Raw genomic sequence first — 13,681 nt, 5'->3', positions numbered from 1 at the left:
GCCCCGGCACAGGCTTCCGGACCCGCCCTGGACCAGCAGCGTGAGCACCACCCGCACCCGCTCCGACGAGCTCCGAAACGAGCTCGTTGTGATCGGCAGCACGCGGGGCTTCCTGAGCATGCAAGGAAAGGACCCGCGAACCCGGCAGATCGGTGACGAGCTGGACCGGATAGGCGGGATGACGGAAATGCGCCGCGTGCACGCGATGGTGGTCGACCAACTGGGTCGCCACTACTCACGCGAGTTGGAAGTCGCGTGGGACGGCATCGGTAAATGGCTCGGGTAGCAGGCTCACGGGAGTACCGGCCTCAGCTGGGCCGCTACGTGGCGGTCTGCTCGGCGTCCAGCTGGTGGTCGGCCCAGACGTAGCTCTCGGGCAGCAGGTCGGTGATGCGGACGGTTCGGATGCGGTCGTCCTCGCCGACGATGACCTTGAGGGCGGGAAAGTAGTCGAGAAGGACCTGCCGGCACCGGCCGCACGGGGGAACGACTCCCCGTTCGCGGTCGCCCACGGCGACGATCGTGTCCAGCTCGTAGACACCCTGGGCGGCCGCCGTGCCGACGAGGACCAGCTCGGCGCAGGGGCCTCCGGTGAAGTGGTAGGCGTTCACCGCCGTGACGATCCGGCCGTCCTGGGCACGGGCCGCGGCCGCCATGGTGTGGTTGTCGCCCCGGCAGCGGGTGCGGGCGACGTCCGCCGCGGCCTGGATGAGTTCGTGGTCGACCGGCGCCATCAGATACGGGGACTCCGGGAGGCGTACGGCAGGAAGCCGGCCCAGGCCTGCGGGGTGAGGGTGAGGCGGGGGCCGTCGGTTTGCTTGGAGTCGCGGATGTGGATGGTGGCCGGGGTGGTGGCGATCTCGACACAGGAGTTGCCGTCATTGCCGCCGCTGTAGCTGCTCTTGAACCACGCCAGTTCGGAGGCGTCCCCGGCGGAGGCCTTGCGGATCATGTCTCTCCCAGCAGTTGCTCGATGAAGGCCAGCGACTCCCCTGGAGGAAGAGCCTGCGCTCGGATGGTGCCATACCGCAGCTCAAGGATGCGTAGCTGCTTCAGGTCGGAGACAGGACGGCCATTGAACGCACCGTCGGAGCGCCCCACGGCTGTACCGTCCGCGAACTTCAGCAGCTCGATCCTGCCGTCCAGACCGGAATGGACCTCGCGGTGCGTAGGCATCATCTGGAGTGTGACGCTCCGCATCTGGCCTACCTCCAGTAGACGTTCGAGCTGCCGTCGCCACACCATTGTGCCTCCGAGAGGGCGCCTCAACGGCGCCTCTTCCAGCACGAAGCCGAGCGCTGGTGCAGGATCCCGCTCGAAGATGGACTGGCGGGCCACACGAGCGGCCACCATCCGCTCCACATCGTCCGTCGAGTACGGAGGCTGTGCCGCCTCAATTGCCGCCCGGGCATGCTCCGGCGTCTGCAACAACCCAGGAATGATGTTGCACTCGTACAAGCCGATCTCGACCGCCTTGGCCTCCATCTCCCCCAGCGCCCGCACCTTCTTCGGGTACCGGACCTTCTTCACGTCCTCCTTCATCGCGGAGATCAGCCCACCCGCGTCCAGCACCTCGTCCGCCTTGTCCAGGTACTCAAGCCGAGGAATCCGCTTCCCGCCCTCGATCTTGTAGACAAGGTCCTCGCCGTACCCCACCGCCTTCCCGAACTCGGCGGCCCGCATCCCAGCCGCCTCCCGCCACAGCTTCAGCTGACGCCCGACGGTCGCGATCACCGCCACGCCCCACTCGTCGTCCGGATCCACCTCCCAACCCGGCTCATCCGCCTCCGTCTTGAGCCGTACGCCGTCGCCGTCAACCGCTGTCATGCCCTACCCCTCCGTCGTACCGCCGCAGTGCAGCAGCGCCCTACCCGCACGCCCGTCCCGACAGCCCGGACACGACCGGACAAGCTCCGGACAGTCACCGTACGCACCCGTTGAGTCACTGTTCACAGTAAGCACGCGCGGCCACGCTGAGTGATGTGAATCAAGAAACCTCCGCCCCCACGACTCCACTCGCCCACTTCGCCCAACTCGCCCAACTCGACAACCCCATCCGCAACTTCAGCGTGCAGCTGTCCCCCACACCCCGCGGCGCCCGCCTCGCCCGCCTCCTCGCCACCGAACAACTCCGCAGCTGGGGCCTGCCCTTGGACCCGGCGGCCCACGTGGTCGCGGAGCTGGCGGCCAACGCGGTCCGGCACGGCCGTATCCCCGGGCGGGACTTCCTCCTGCTGCTCTACGTCGTCGGCGACACCCTCCGTATCGAGGTCACGGACACGTGCGGTGACCGCCTGCCGCACCCCCAACACCCAGCCCCCGAGGCCGAGTCGGGCCGTGGGCTGCTGCTCGTGGAGGCGTTCGCGAACCGCTGGGGATTCTCGGAGGGCCCGGCCCCGCGCAAGACGGTGTGGGCCGAAGTCGTCCTCCCACCGGGCTCCAGGAACCCGTGCTCCGGTGCGACGGGCGGCCTCCCCCAAGAACCAAGACGGTGAAAGAACCCGACCAAACCCCACCCCTCCCTCCCGCCCCCGGCGCAAACTCACCCACTCGGGTGAACATCACCAACTCGGCTGGATTCGGGACAGGTTGCCTGCCTTACGCTCGCCGCAACACAACCGCAGACATGCAACGGCCCTCGCCGGGACGGCAATCCCAGTGCGAGGGCCTGACCACCTAGGAAGACAAGACCTTCCCGATGGATACGCAAAACCCTAGCGCGCCCTCGCGCGCCCAGTCCCGTGTTGCCGCCAACAACAACCCGAACCAGCGGCACCGACACCCCAACTCCGGCGGCGGCCTGGTCCACGACAACACCCGCCACACCACCCGCTTCACGGTGATCGGCAACCACCTGGCCCAACACCCGGACCTCTCGGCCCTGGCAATCGGCCTGGCCGTCTACATCCAGTCGCTCCCCTCCGGCGCCCGCGCCGACATCAAGACCCTCGCCGCCCGCTTCCCCGAGGGCAGGACCCGTATCGCCGCCGCCCTGCGCGAGTTGGAGGCCCACGGCTACCTACGCCGCGAGCGCAAACGCATCCCCGACGGCCGCATCGTCACCCGCACGATCTCCTGCAACCAGCCCGGCAGCGGCAGCGACGCCCAGGACCACCAGCCCAGGCCCCGGCCCCGGAAAAGGCGAACCGCGTCCGCCCCCAAGCCCCTCCCCGCCGTACCGCAACCGGCCTACCCGGCCCCGCCCCTCCTCCAGACGGCCACCGACCTCCTCGCGGGCCTGCGCCACCACGACCCGCGCCTCCTGCTCAGCGAGCGCGACACGGCCCACCTGGGCCCCGGCGTCGCCGCCTGGCTGGAACGCGACGTCACCCCCACCGCCGTACGCCACGCCCTGACCACCGACCTGCCACCCGAACCCCTGTGCCGCCCGGCAGCCCTCCTGGCCCACCGCCTCGCCGCCCAGCTACCACCCCCACCCCCGTTCCGCGCCCCAGCACCACGACCGACCGTCCGCCACCCCTTCCAGACCTGCGAAGACTGCGACCGCGCCTTCCGCGCACCGCTGCCCGGAAGCTGCCGCGCCTGCCGTATGCCGGATCCCGTACAGGCCGCCTGAGCGGCTACCTCGTACTCACAAGAAGGACCCGGACAAGCCCGCCAGCTGGGCGTACTACGCCTCGTACTTACTCACGAAGTACCGGCTGCAGCCGGTACTTCTGGTCGTGTGCCAGGACCGCTCCACCGCAGAATGGGCCGCCGGCCCGGTCGACTTCGGCCCTCCCCAGTGGCCCCTGCTCACCCTGCGCCCGCTGGTCGCCGGTCCGCACAACATGCCGGTGATCACCGACCCGGCCGAGGTCCGGAAAGACCTCGCGCTCGCCACACTGTCGGCAATCACCCACGCCAAGAATCCGGACGTCGGGGCCATACTGAAGGCAATGACGACCGTGCTGCGGGACACGCCGCAGGCCATCGCCGACCCGATCATCGAACTCATCGCACAAGGCTTGGGCAAGCGCCCGGCGGCGGAACTCTGGAGGAACCTGGTGGCTGTGGACCTCTCCTTCTACAAGTCGTCCATCGCAGAAGAGATCCGGGACGAGGGCCGGGCGCAACGCGCGGCTACGGACGTCCTGCGGCTCCTGGACCGTCGCGGCATCGACGTCTCGAATGACGACCGCGAGCGCATCACGTCCTGTGACGACCTGGGCGTACTGGGCCGCTGGTTCGATCGGGCCATCACGGCCGCGTCCACGACCGAGGTCTTCGCTGACGAGTAGCCGGCCGCCCCGGTCTGCGGAACTGACGTCGCTACGAGTGGCCCAGCTCCGCAGCATCCTCGTCGGGGACATCCGAAACCGACCCCGAATCCGCCGCCGGCCGCAACGGGAACGGATCCACTCGCGTCTCGTCGATCACCGGCGGAGCCGGACGCGGCGGCTTCGGCATCACCGCGGCCTCCGAGTGGCCGCCGCAGCCGTACGTCAACGACACCACCCGGCCGTCCGCCGGGGCGAACTCGTTCGCGCAGACGCCGAAGGCCTGGCCCAGGGAGCCGCCGATCGGGGCCAGGAAGCCGCAGGTGACGCAGGAGGCGGGGGCCGCCTGGGCCATGGGGGTCTTCGCGCCGAACGCCTCCTCCCAGCGGTCGGCGGCGACGTGCAGGCCGTAGCGGGACAGGACGCGGGCGCGGCGCATGCCCAGTTCCTCCGCCACGGCGGCGATCGAGCCGCGGGAGGGCGCGAAGGGAAGGTTCGCGGGGACCCCGGCCGTGACCTCGGCGTCCTCGGCCTCCACCAGCTCCGCCATCTCCTCGGAGACGGCCGCGCTCGGCACCGGCTCGTCCTCGCCGGAGTAGCCGGGCTCCAGGCGCAGGTCCTCGGCGTCGGTGGGGAGCAGGTCGCCGGGGCCCATGTCGCCGGGGCGCAGGCGCTCGCTCCACGGCACCCACTCGGGGGCGAGGAGGGCGTCCGGTCCGGGGAGCAGGACCACCTCGTCGAGCGTGACGACCTTCGCGCGGGACGCGCGGGCCACCGTCACCGCCCAGCGCCAGCCGCGGTACCCGAGCTCCTTGCACTCGAAGAAGTGCGTGACGACACGGTCGCCCTCGGAGGACAGGCCCGCGTGCTCGCCCACGACGCCGGGCGCGGCGGCCTCCTCGGCGGCACTGCGGGCGAGGTCGACCGCCTCGGCGCACAGACGGTCGGGGGTGCGGCTTCGCGTTGTCGCTGCGCTCACAGGTATCGCTTCTCTCCTACGCCGTCTCTCGGGTGCGGTGCCTTAGGGCGTTGGAACGGACGGAGCGGACCTGTGGGCCGCGTCGACGTCCGCGTCCGAAACGCGCTCGGGCGCACCTACGTCATCCATTGTGCGGGATGGCTGAGATACGCACGCTACCTGTTCGCGAGCGCTGGGCCTACACCGACGGCCCTTTCACCGTGCGCGGCGGCCGACGGAAACCAAACGGAAACCCTGCCGCCGCCCCGAGAGTTGCCGCCCGCAGACCTCCATCCGACCTCCCGCAGACCTGTCGGCAACCTGAGTCCTTGCCCATAGCTTCCCCCCATACGCGCCGTAACCGCACTACCCACCCCCATCTCGGGGCACTATTGCGTCGTGGCAACCGCGAGGCAGCCCCAAGGAGCCACCGGTGTCGGTGGGGCCAAGGGCGGCCGTAGTCGAGGTGGCGGAGCGGGCCGGATCGGCGGCTCACTCCGTGCGGTCGGCCGCGCCCTGCACTTCCCGTTCACCGGCACCGCCCGCGGTATCCGCAAGGCCACCCATGCGCACGGCGCCGGCGAGTCCGGCCTCGGCAAGCTGATCGAGCTGCACGGGGTGAACGGCGCCGGGGACATGATGATCACCGTCGCCCTCGCCTCCACCGTCTTCTTCTCCGTCCCGACCGACGAGGCCCGCGGCCGTGTCGCGCTCTACCTCGGCATCACCATGGCGCCCTTCACGCTCCTCGCGCCCGTGATCGGCCCCCTCCTGGACCGCCTCCCGCACGGCCGCCGCGCCGCGATGGCCGGTGCGATGCTCGCCCGGGCGCTGCTCGCCCTGGTCCTGTCCAGCGCCGTCATCAGCGGCGACCTCCAGCTGTATCCGGCCGCCCTCGGGGTGCTGGTCGCCTCGAAGGCGTACGGGGTGGTGAGAAGCGCCGTCGTGCCCCGGCTCCTGCCACCCCGCTTCTCCCTCGTGAAAGCCAATTCCCGGGTCACCCTCGGCGGGCTGCTCGCCACCGGCATCGCCGCGCCCGTCGGCGCGGGGCTCCAGGCGATCGGGCCGCGCTGGCCGCTCTACGGCGCCTTCGTGATCTTCATCGCCGGTACGTTCCTGTCGTTCTCCCTGCCGCACAAGGTCGACTCGGCCAAGGGTGAGGACACCGCGTTGCTGGCGGCCGACGAGCAGCATCTGCACGGGCCGCACCGCAAGCCCGTCAAGCGGCCCGGGCTGCGCACGGTCGGCATCGCCGTCACCCACGCCCTGGGCGCGAACGCCGCCCTGCGCTGTCTCTCCGGCTTCCTGATCTTCTTCCTCGCGTTCCTGTTGCGCGAGGAACCGATGTCCGGCCAGAGCGCCGCCGTGTCGCTGGGGATAGTGGCCGTCTCGGCGGGCGTCGGGAACGCCTGCGGTACGGCGGTCGGGGCGTGGCTGCGTTCCCGGGCGCCGGAGATCATCATCGTGACCGTCATGGGGTTCGTGCTGGCCGTGGCGCTCACGGCCGCGCTCTTCTTCGGGGCGGTCCTGGTGGCGTTCCTGGCGGCGGTCGCCGGGTTCGCGCAGGCGCTGGCCAAGCTGTCGCTGGACGCGCTGATCCAGCGGGACGTGCCGGAACTGGTCCGTACGTCGGCGTTCGCGCGCTCGGAGACGCTGCTGCAGGTGTCCTGGGTGCTCGGCGGCGCGGTCGGCATCGTGCTGCCGCTGAACGGCTCGCTGGGGCTGCTGATCGGCGCGGGGATCGTCGCCACCGGCTGGCTGACCACCGCCAAGGGCCTGATCGCCTCGGCCCGGCACGGCGGCCACGCACGGCCACGGGTGGCCTGAAACGCCGCGACCGGTCGGGACGCCGTACGCGCCCATACGCCTCCGTGAGGTACGGCACGCCGCCCCCGCGTAGAGAGAGCGTCACACGGGCCCGATAGCCTTCGCCCATGACCATGCAATCCGTTGTGCGACGCCGCCGCGCGCTCGCCGCCGCCGGCGCCGTTTCCGCCGGACTGCTCGTCCTGTCGGCCTGCGACAAGCCGACCCCGCTGGCCACCATCACCGTCGGCACCTCCTCCGTCCACGCGCAGGCGACCTGCGGTGGCGAGGGCGAGGCCCTGAAGTCCGCTGATCTGGCGAAGTGCCTGCAGGACAAGGGCATCGAGTCCATCAAGGTCGACCCCGACGAGACCGTGCGCTTCGGTGTCGACCCGGAGATCGCGGACGAGGGCTGGACCATCCTCATGAACGGCCAGCCGCTCACCGACTCCAGCAAGAAGACCTACCGCACCGTCCCGGGCAGCGTGTTCTTCAACGCCCAGTACGGCGCCAGCGGCGACTCGACGCTCGTGTCGATCAAGGAGGGCGAGCAGGACGTGACGGGTCTGTGGTCCTTCAAGCTCAAGAAGGACAGCTGATCGCTGCCGCTCGGCTTCGCGTGCTCGTGGCCACCGCGGTCCCCGCTGAGAGGGACGCGGTGGCTGGGGCGCTCCCGGTGCCCGGCGCCGACCTGATCGCCGTCGGCGTGGGCCCCGCCCGGGCCGCCGCCGCCACCGCCACGGCGCTCACCACCGCCGCCCTGGAAGGCGCCCCTTACGGCCTGGTCGTCTCCACCGGCATCGCCGGCGGCTTCGCGCCGCACGCCCCCGTCGGCTCCCTCGTCGTCGCCGACGAGATCACGGCCGCCGACCTGGGCGCGCAGACCCCCGACGGCTTCCTGCCGGTCACCGAGCTGGGCTTCGGCACCGTCACGCACCGCCCGCCGGAAGCACTCGTACGAGAGATCGCCGCCGCCACCGGCGCCCGCCCCGGCGCCGTCCTCACCGTCTCCACGGTGACCGGCACCGCCGTCCGCGCCGCGCAGCTCCGCGAACGCCACCCCAGCGCCCTGGCCGAGGCGATGGAGGGCTTCGGCGTCGCCGAGGCGGCGGTCGTTCACGGGGTGCCCGTGCTGGAGATACGCGCTGTCTCCAACCCGGTCGGCCCCCGCGACCGCGCCGCGTGGCGCATCGGCGAAGCGCTGGCCGCACTGACGGAGGCGTTCGGGAAGCTCGCGCCCGTACTGGAGAGTTGGAACGCACATGACCAGTGAGCAGCCCTTGCGGATCGCGTACTCCCCCTGCCCGAACGACACCTTCGTCTTCGACGCCCTCGCCCACGGCCGCGTCCCCGGCGCCCCCGCCCTCGACGTCACCTTCGCCGACATCGACATCACCAACGGCATGGCCGAGCGCGGCGAGTTCGACGTGCTGAAGGTGTCGTACGCCGTGTTGCCGTACGTCCTCGACGAGTACGCCCTGCTGCCCTGCGGGGGCGCGCTGGGCCGGGGTTGTGGGCCGCTGGTACTGACGCGGGAGGCGGGGGCGGACCTCACCGGCCGTAGGGTCGCGGTGCCGAGCGAGCGGTCGACGGCGTATCTGCTGTTCCGTCTCTGGGCCGCGGACACGCTCCCCGACGGGGTCGGCGAGATCGTGGTGATGCCGTTCCACGAGATCATGCCCGCCGTGCGGGACGGGAAGGTCGACGCGGGACTCGTCATCCACGAGGCGCGTTTCACGTACCAGAACTACGGGCTGCACAAGCTCGCAGACATGGGCGAGCACTGGGAGGACACCACCGGGCTGCCGATCCCGCTGGGCGCGATCATCGCGAAGAGGTCGCTGGGCGCTGCGGCGCTGACGCGGCTGGCCGACTCGATCCGCACCTCCGTACGCGCCGCCTGGGACGACCCCGAGGCCTCCCGCCCGTACGTCATGGAGCACGCCCAGGAAATGGACCCGTCCGTCGCCGACCAGCACATCGGGCTGTACGTCAACGAGTTCACGGCCGGACTGAGTGAGGACGGGTATGCGGCGGTGCGGGGCTTGCTGACGCGTGCGGCGGCGGAGGGCCTGGTGCCGGCACTCGGGCCCGAAGCGCTGGCGTTTCCCTGAACCTGACCCAGGCTTCCGCCTTCACGCACACCGGCGGCAGAAAGAGGTGCCACGTGCGGCGGCCGAGGGGCTGGTGCCGCCCCCTCGGCCCGGATGCGCTGGAATTCCCGTAGTCGGGTCTGACCGGTCTGGTCGGATCTGACGCGTCTATACGTCGAGTTGGTCGGCGACCGCCCGCAACAGGCCGGCGATCTGCTTTCCGGCTGCCTTGTCGGGGTAACGGCCCTTCTCCAGCATCGGCGTGATGTTCTCCAGGAGGGTCGTCAGGTCCTGGACGATCGATGCCAGTTCGTCCGGCTTCTTACGGGTTGCGGCCGCGACCGAGGGGGTCGGGTCCAGGACGGTGACCGAAAGTGCCTGGTCGCCGCGCTGGCCCGCGACCACACCGAACTCCACCCGCTGGCCCGGCTTGAGAGTCTCGACTCCGGCGGGGAGGACCGAGGAATGAACGAAGACGTCACCGCCGTCGTCGCGGGAGAGAAAGCCGAAGCCCTTCTCGCTGTTGAACCACTTGACCTTGCCGGTAGGCACGTCTGTCCTCGTCCTCGTACTCGTCGGAAAACTGCTTCTGAAAACGGCTCTTGATAGCACTACAGCGGGTCGACCATGACCCGCCGGTACCAAGGCTAATGCTCCCCGGGCAGGTGACAAGACGTCGCCCGGTAGTTCCCTCGCGCAGGGAACTACCCTGGTCCGGTGCGCGACAAAACCCAAACGAATTCCGCCGCTCCCGGTGACCGACTGATCCGTGCCGGTGCGGTCCTGTTCTTCATCGGTGCCGTGGCCACTCTGGTCACGGTGGCCCCGTTTCTGCTCGGTACGACGCCCTTTCCGACATACATGTTCGGACTGAGCATGTTCATGGGCGTCGGATTCCTCGTCGCCGGCGCGGGGGTGTTCCAGTCGATCGCGGCCGGAAGGCGTCAGGCGCGCGGCGCTTCGAGGTAGCCGGCGAGCCAGTCCGGGAACTCGGTCAGGTCCGTGAGGACCACGTCGGCGCCGAGCGCGCCCAGTTCGTCGGCGCTGAACGGCCCCGTCGCCACGGTGACCGACAGGGCGTCGGCCGCGCGGGCGGCGCGGATGTCGCCGTCGTGGTCGCCGACGTAGACGCGCGCGTCGTGCTCGCGCAGGGCCTCCGCCTTGCGCTCGGCCCACAGATTGCCGATGACCGCGTCGGGCTGGATGCCGAGGTGTTCCAGGTGCAGCTTGGCGTTCGGCTCGTACTTGGCGGTGACGACTATCGCGCGTCCGCCGGCCTCCCGTACGGCGGCGATCGCCTCGCGGGCGCCGGGGAGCGCGGGGGTCGCGGTGATGGCGATCGTCGGGTACATCTCGCGGTACTGGTCGGCTATGGCCGCGACGTGCTCCGCCGGGAACCAGTTGATCAACTCCTCCTCCAGCGGGGGCCCCAGCCGGGTGATCGCCAGGTCGGCGTCGATGTATGCGCCCGTGCACTCGGACAGTGCCGTGTAGCAGGCGTGGATGCCGGGGCGGGAGTCGATGAGGGTCATGTCGAGGTCGAAGCCGACGGTGAGTGCCATATCGGCCATTGTGCCCAGGCCTGCGGCGGGGCAGACGGTGGGTGGGTGTGATGTGCGCCCAGTAGCTCGGTTGTGTGCGTTGTACGGCGACTGCGGGCCTGTGGGGGTCGATCGCGCAGTTCCCCGCGCCCCTTAGGTCTGCTTCTGTGAGCGCCAGACGATGAACAGCGCCGATGCCACCGCCGCGCCCTTCAGTGCCCACGGCCACGTGTCGCTGATCGCGGCGTTCATGTGGCCCTCCGCGATCGGGGCTCCCCAACGGCCGGTGGTGCGGCCCCAGAGCCAGGTGATGCCTGCCGTGAGGGAGAGGGCGGGCAGGATGATGACCGCCCACTTCGTTTCGGCGTCGGTCAGGCGGCGGGAGCCCCAGGCGATGAGCCAGCCGAGGAGCAGGGCGATGAGGTTGCCGAGGATCGCGCCGGCGACCAGGAGGGCGGCGGCGAGCAGGAGGAGGGGGTTGCTCCAGCGGCCGGTGGGGAGGGTCGGGCGGGGAAGGAGGCGGCGGCGGCGACGGGGGGCCTCGGTTTCCGGTTCCGGTTCCGGTTCCGGGTCCTCTGCCTTCTCGACCGCGGCCTGGTCGGGCTCCTTCTTCCGCAGCAGCACCTCGTCCTTCGCGGGCGGGCGTCTGAGCATCTCCGGGATCTCCACGCCGCCGACGAATCCCGGGACGTCCTCGCCGGGGCCGAAGGGCGTGCTGTCGACCCGCCACCAGTCGGGCTGGGTCGCGCTGCCCCCGAGGTCGGTGGTACTGGCGAGGTGGGGCGGAGGGGGCGCGTCGTCGCGTGCCGTCGGGGTTTCCGCGGGGCGCGGGCGCGGCACCATCCGGCGCAGGCCCTTGCGGCGCTCCCCGTCGGGCTCGTCGTCCCGGCTCTCCGGCTGTACGGGTACGGAGGTGACCGGCGCCTGGGGGGTGGGGGCGGCCGTGCCTCCGGCGGCCGTGACGACCTCGTCCGGGGTGCCGAGGCGGGAGATGATGCGGCGGACGGCGGCGGGGCTGTCGACCGGGGCCTTGGCGCGGCGCCGGTCGATCTCGCCGCGCAGCTCGTTCACCAGGCGCATGCGGGTGGACGACGGCAGCTGTCGCTGCTGGGCCACGTCGCCGACGCGGCTCAGATACTCGTAGACGACCTGGTCGCTCTCGATCCCCACGAAGTCCCCTCCGGGGTGGGTGCGTTGCGTTGGATACCCCGTGGGACGACGTTAGCGCAGGACAGGGTGGGTCGGGTGGGTCCTGTCCGTGGGTCGGTTCGGTCAGATCGGCCTGCACTCCCCCGAGTTCTCCGCTTCGGAGCACAGGCCGTGGCCGTGCTCGTGCAGGATGTCGCGGCCGCTCTGCTGGGTGAGGAAGTTCAGGAAGGCCGCGGCGGCGGAGCGGGCCGGGGCGTCGCCGTAGGTGTAGGCGTACTCGGTCTGCCAGTAGGGGTAGTTGGTGTCCTCTACGCCCTGCGCCGTGGGTTGTCTGCCGTCGATCCTCAGCTTGGCGAGCTGGTCTGCGGCCTTGTGGTCGTCGACTCCGGCGGCCTCGCTGTAGCCGATGGCACCGGGGGTCGTGGCGGTCGTGTTCAGCATGGTGTCCGTGCTGGTGACCTGGCAGCTGCCGTACTGGGTCGCGTTCAGGGACGCGCAGTCGGTCACGGTGAACTGGGGCGGTTCCTTGCCGTCCAGGACCTTGGCGACGAGGGTGTTGCGGGTGCCCGAGCCGGGGTCGCGGTTGACCAGATGGACGGGGACGTCGTTCCCGCCGACGTCGGACCAGTTCTTCACCCGGCCGGCGAAGATGTCGCGGATCTGGGCCAGTCTGAGGTTCTCCACGCCGGCGTCCTTGTTGACGACGAGGGTGAACACGGAGAAGGCGACGGGCTTGGGGACCAGCCGGGGGTGGCCGTCGGAGGCGACGCCGTCGGTGAAGGTGACGCGGTCACCGAGACCCTCGCCGACCTTGATTCCGGCGTCCTTGCCGGCCTGGTCGAGATCGGTGACGCCGTCGGTGCTGCCCTTGAAGGGGTTGTCGTCGAGCGGAATGGACAGACCCGCTCCCTCGCACCGCTTGAGGTAGTCCTCGGCGGCGGCTCGCACGGCGGGCCCGAAGGCCGTGGAGCCGGTGAGGTGCAGGGTCCCGCCGACGCAGTCCAGCGGGGGGCGGCGGTCGTCGCGGATGAGGAGCGTGAAGGAGGCCTGTACGGCGACGGCGGCGATCAGGATCCAGATGACCCACCAGGCGGGCCGGGAGGCGAAGACATGGCTCTCGGTCCTGGTCGCCTTCAGCCTCAGGAGCCGCACCAGCGGGTCGTACCAGCGGCTCGGTCCCTCGGCGCCCTCGACGACCGGATCGGGGAAGGGGTCCTTGGAGGTGTCCTCGGGCCAGCGTTCCAGCACGACGAGCACCTTGTACTCGGCTCCCCGCAGCAGCGTCACCTTCGGCAGCCGGATGATGCCCGTGCGCTCTTCCCGGATGTTCTCGCGGCTGAAGCCGTCCTTGGCGACGAAGCGGGTGCGTTCGTCGCCGTCCTGCGCCAGGTAGCGCTCGGTCCTGAAGAAGAAGTCGCGCAGCACGCCCTGGCTCGGATCGGTGAGCACGACGGCCGCGACCTGGCGGGCCCGGAAGGTGACCTTGATGCCGTAGGGGTCGTTGGGGTCGGCCAGGTAGTCCTCGGACCCGATCTTGGCCGATCCGGCGTTCTCGATGCGCAGCAGGACGAACGAGGGGTCCTTGAGTTCGTGGTCGTCGTGCTTCATGTCGTTCAGCACGCCGGCGTACGGCTTGCCGGCCGCCTCCGCGGCCAGGGTGTCCATCTGCACCCGGTAACCGAGCCGCTTGCGGCCGATGATGGCGAACTCCCAGACGAACGCCGCCACCGGAAACGCGAGACTCAGGATCGCGATCCACCGCTCAAGCTGCTCACTCACCGCCGGGACCCCCAATTCCCTTGCACTGTGAAGTAGTTGACAGGGTGCCCAGGGTGACCAGTGGGTGCGTCGTGTTGCCAGGGGTGCCGGAATCCTCCGGATGATGTTCATCCGGGGGTCATCTGCGAAACGTTC

The 13,681-nt window shown here is 70.5% G+C and carries 17 protein-coding genes; 9 read left to right on the top strand and 8 right to left on the bottom strand.

Annotated features, from left to right (window positions below; translation table 11 throughout):
* The first annotated feature begins 40 nt into the window (after positions 1 to 40).
* Positions 41 to 286 (top strand): hypothetical protein, encoded by a 246-nt coding sequence (locus tag ACIA8X_RS27115; protein ID WP_393452676.1) that lies wholly within the window; start codon positions 41 to 43, stop codon positions 284 to 286.
* Between the two features lie 34 nt (positions 287 to 320).
* On the opposite strand, the gene ACIA8X_RS27110 is transcribed toward ACIA8X_RS27115, so the two are convergent.
* The 3 genes from ACIA8X_RS27110 to ACIA8X_RS27100 are packed head-to-tail and all read right to left on the bottom strand — an operon-like array spanning position 321 to position 1,827.
* Positions 321 to 734 carry a cytidine deaminase family protein gene (locus ACIA8X_RS27110; protein ID WP_399459294.1) on the bottom strand — a complete coding sequence of 138 codons (414 nt, stop codon included), beginning with the start codon at positions 732 to 734 and terminating at the stop codon, positions 321 to 323.
* Complete coding sequence (locus ACIA8X_RS27105) at positions 734 to 952, bottom strand: DUF397 domain-containing protein (protein WP_399459293.1); 219 nt, start codon at positions 950 to 952, stop codon at positions 734 to 736. Before ACIA8X_RS27105 ends, ACIA8X_RS27110 begins: the two co-directional genes overlap by 1 nt.
* On the bottom strand, positions 949 to 1,827 hold the full coding sequence (locus ACIA8X_RS27100; RefSeq protein ID WP_399459292.1) for a helix-turn-helix domain-containing protein: 879 nt from the start codon (positions 1,825 to 1,827) through the stop codon (positions 949 to 951). Before ACIA8X_RS27100 ends, ACIA8X_RS27105 begins: the two co-directional genes overlap by 4 nt.
* A gap of 155 nt (positions 1,828 to 1,982) precedes the next feature.
* Between ACIA8X_RS27100 and ACIA8X_RS27095 the strand changes: the two genes are divergently transcribed.
* The 3 genes from ACIA8X_RS27095 (at position 1,983) to ACIA8X_RS27085 (ending at position 4,241) form a co-directional block, all read left to right on the top strand.
* Entirely contained in the window at positions 1,983 to 2,495 is a 513-nt protein-coding gene (locus tag ACIA8X_RS27095; RefSeq protein ID WP_393452664.1) for an ATP-binding protein, read from the top strand.
* Between the two features lie 203 nt (positions 2,496 to 2,698).
* Positions 2,699 to 3,577 (top strand): helix-turn-helix domain-containing protein, encoded by an 879-nt coding sequence (locus tag ACIA8X_RS27090; RefSeq protein WP_399459291.1) that lies wholly within the window; start codon positions 2,699 to 2,701, stop codon positions 3,575 to 3,577.
* Complete coding sequence (locus ACIA8X_RS27085; RefSeq protein ID WP_399459393.1) at positions 3,558 to 4,241, top strand: hypothetical protein; 684 nt, start codon at positions 3,558 to 3,560, stop codon at positions 4,239 to 4,241. The genes ACIA8X_RS27090 and ACIA8X_RS27085 overlap by 20 nt, the downstream gene beginning before the upstream one ends.
* A 31-nt stretch (positions 4,242 to 4,272) precedes the next feature.
* Here the strand turns inward: ACIA8X_RS27085 and ACIA8X_RS27080 are convergent, their stop codons facing one another.
* Positions 4,273 to 5,199 carry a DUF3027 domain-containing protein gene (locus ACIA8X_RS27080; RefSeq protein WP_393452659.1) on the bottom strand — a complete coding sequence of 309 codons (927 nt, stop codon included), beginning with the start codon at positions 5,197 to 5,199 and terminating at the stop codon, positions 4,273 to 4,275.
* 378 nt (positions 5,200 to 5,577) lie between these two features.
* On the opposite strand from ACIA8X_RS27080, the gene ACIA8X_RS27075 reads away from it, so the two are divergent.
* From ACIA8X_RS27075 to ACIA8X_RS27060, 4 genes are all read left to right on the top strand, one after another.
* On the top strand, positions 5,578 to 7,005 hold the full coding sequence (locus ACIA8X_RS27075; RefSeq protein WP_393452656.1) for an MFS transporter: 1,428 nt from the start codon (positions 5,578 to 5,580) through the stop codon (positions 7,003 to 7,005).
* Positions 7,006 to 7,112: 107 nt separating this feature from the next.
* A complete protein-coding gene (locus ACIA8X_RS27070) occupies positions 7,113 to 7,583 on the top strand; it encodes a DUF2771 domain-containing protein (protein ID WP_393452654.1) in 471 nt (156 codons plus the stop codon).
* The gene (locus ACIA8X_RS27065; RefSeq protein WP_399459290.1) at positions 7,553 to 8,257 is read left to right on the top strand and encodes a futalosine hydrolase; all 705 of its coding nucleotides are present in this window, start codon (positions 7,553 to 7,555) and stop codon (positions 8,255 to 8,257) included. Before ACIA8X_RS27070 ends, ACIA8X_RS27065 begins: the two co-directional genes overlap by 31 nt.
* Positions 8,247 to 9,098: a 1,4-dihydroxy-6-naphthoate synthase gene (locus ACIA8X_RS27060; RefSeq protein WP_399459289.1), complete on the top strand. Its 852-nt coding sequence runs from the start codon at positions 8,247 to 8,249 to the stop codon at positions 9,096 to 9,098. The genes ACIA8X_RS27065 and ACIA8X_RS27060 overlap by 11 nt, the downstream gene beginning before the upstream one ends.
* A 147-nt stretch (positions 9,099 to 9,245) precedes the next feature.
* Here ACIA8X_RS27060 and ACIA8X_RS27055 read toward each other — a convergent pair whose 3' ends face one another.
* Complete coding sequence (locus ACIA8X_RS27055; RefSeq protein WP_093904444.1) at positions 9,246 to 9,629, bottom strand: cold-shock protein; 384 nt, start codon at positions 9,627 to 9,629, stop codon at positions 9,246 to 9,248.
* A 165-nt stretch (positions 9,630 to 9,794) separates the two neighbouring features.
* Between ACIA8X_RS27055 and ACIA8X_RS27050 the strand changes: the two genes are divergently transcribed.
* Positions 9,795 to 10,046: a hypothetical protein gene (locus ACIA8X_RS27050; RefSeq protein ID WP_393452645.1), complete on the top strand. Its 252-nt coding sequence runs from the start codon at positions 9,795 to 9,797 to the stop codon at positions 10,044 to 10,046.
* On the opposite strand, the gene ACIA8X_RS27045 is transcribed toward ACIA8X_RS27050, so the two are convergent.
* The 3 genes from ACIA8X_RS27045 to ACIA8X_RS27035 all read right to left on the bottom strand — a co-directional run bounded on the left by ACIA8X_RS27045 (position 10,022) and on the right by ACIA8X_RS27035 (position 13,546).
* Entirely contained in the window at positions 10,022 to 10,639 is a 618-nt protein-coding gene (locus ACIA8X_RS27045) for an HAD family hydrolase (protein ID WP_393452642.1), read from the bottom strand. The two genes, ACIA8X_RS27050 and ACIA8X_RS27045, sit on opposite strands and share 25 nt — an antisense overlap.
* A 132-nt stretch (positions 10,640 to 10,771) precedes the next feature.
* On the bottom strand, positions 10,772 to 11,788 hold the full coding sequence (locus ACIA8X_RS27040) for a hypothetical protein (protein WP_399459287.1): 1,017 nt from the start codon (positions 11,786 to 11,788) through the stop codon (positions 10,772 to 10,774).
* Positions 11,789 to 11,890: 102 nt separating this feature from the next.
* Entirely contained in the window at positions 11,891 to 13,546 is a 1,656-nt protein-coding gene (locus ACIA8X_RS27035; RefSeq protein WP_393452636.1) for a PstS family phosphate ABC transporter substrate-binding protein, read from the bottom strand.
* Positions 13,547 to 13,681: the final 135 nt, after the last annotated feature.

The organism is Streptomyces sp. NPDC051738 (assembly GCF_044453205.1).
GTDB lineage: Bacteria > Actinomycetota > Actinomycetes > Streptomycetales > Streptomycetaceae > Streptomyces.
Note: the sequence above shows the minus strand (reverse complement) of the source record. Positions and strands in the feature narration are given on the sequence as shown.

Excerpts from the sequence above, each read along its gene's own strand:
- ACIA8X_RS27105 (WP_399459293.1), bottom strand. The coding sequence starts at position 952 with ATGATCCGCAAGGCCTCCGCCGGGGACGCCTCCGAACTGGCGTGGTTC.
- ACIA8X_RS27100 (WP_399459292.1), bottom strand. The coding sequence starts at position 1,827 with ATGACAGCGGTTGACGGCGACGGCGTACGGCTCAAGACGGAGGCGGAT.
- ACIA8X_RS27060 (WP_399459289.1), top strand. The coding sequence starts at position 8,247 with ATGACCAGTGAGCAGCCCTTGCGGATCGCGTACTCCCCCTGCCCGAAC.
- ACIA8X_RS27110 (WP_399459294.1), bottom strand. The coding sequence starts at position 734 with ATGGCGCCGGTCGACCACGAACTCATCCAGGCCGCGGCGGACGTCGCC.
- ACIA8X_RS27045 (WP_393452642.1), bottom strand. The coding sequence starts at position 10,639 with ATGGCACTCACCGTCGGCTTCGACCTCGACATGACCCTCATCGACTCC.
- ACIA8X_RS27090 (WP_399459291.1), top strand. The coding sequence starts at position 2,699 with ATGGATACGCAAAACCCTAGCGCGCCCTCGCGCGCCCAGTCCCGTGTT.
- ACIA8X_RS27070 (WP_393452654.1), top strand. The coding sequence starts at position 7,113 with ATGACCATGCAATCCGTTGTGCGACGCCGCCGCGCGCTCGCCGCCGCC.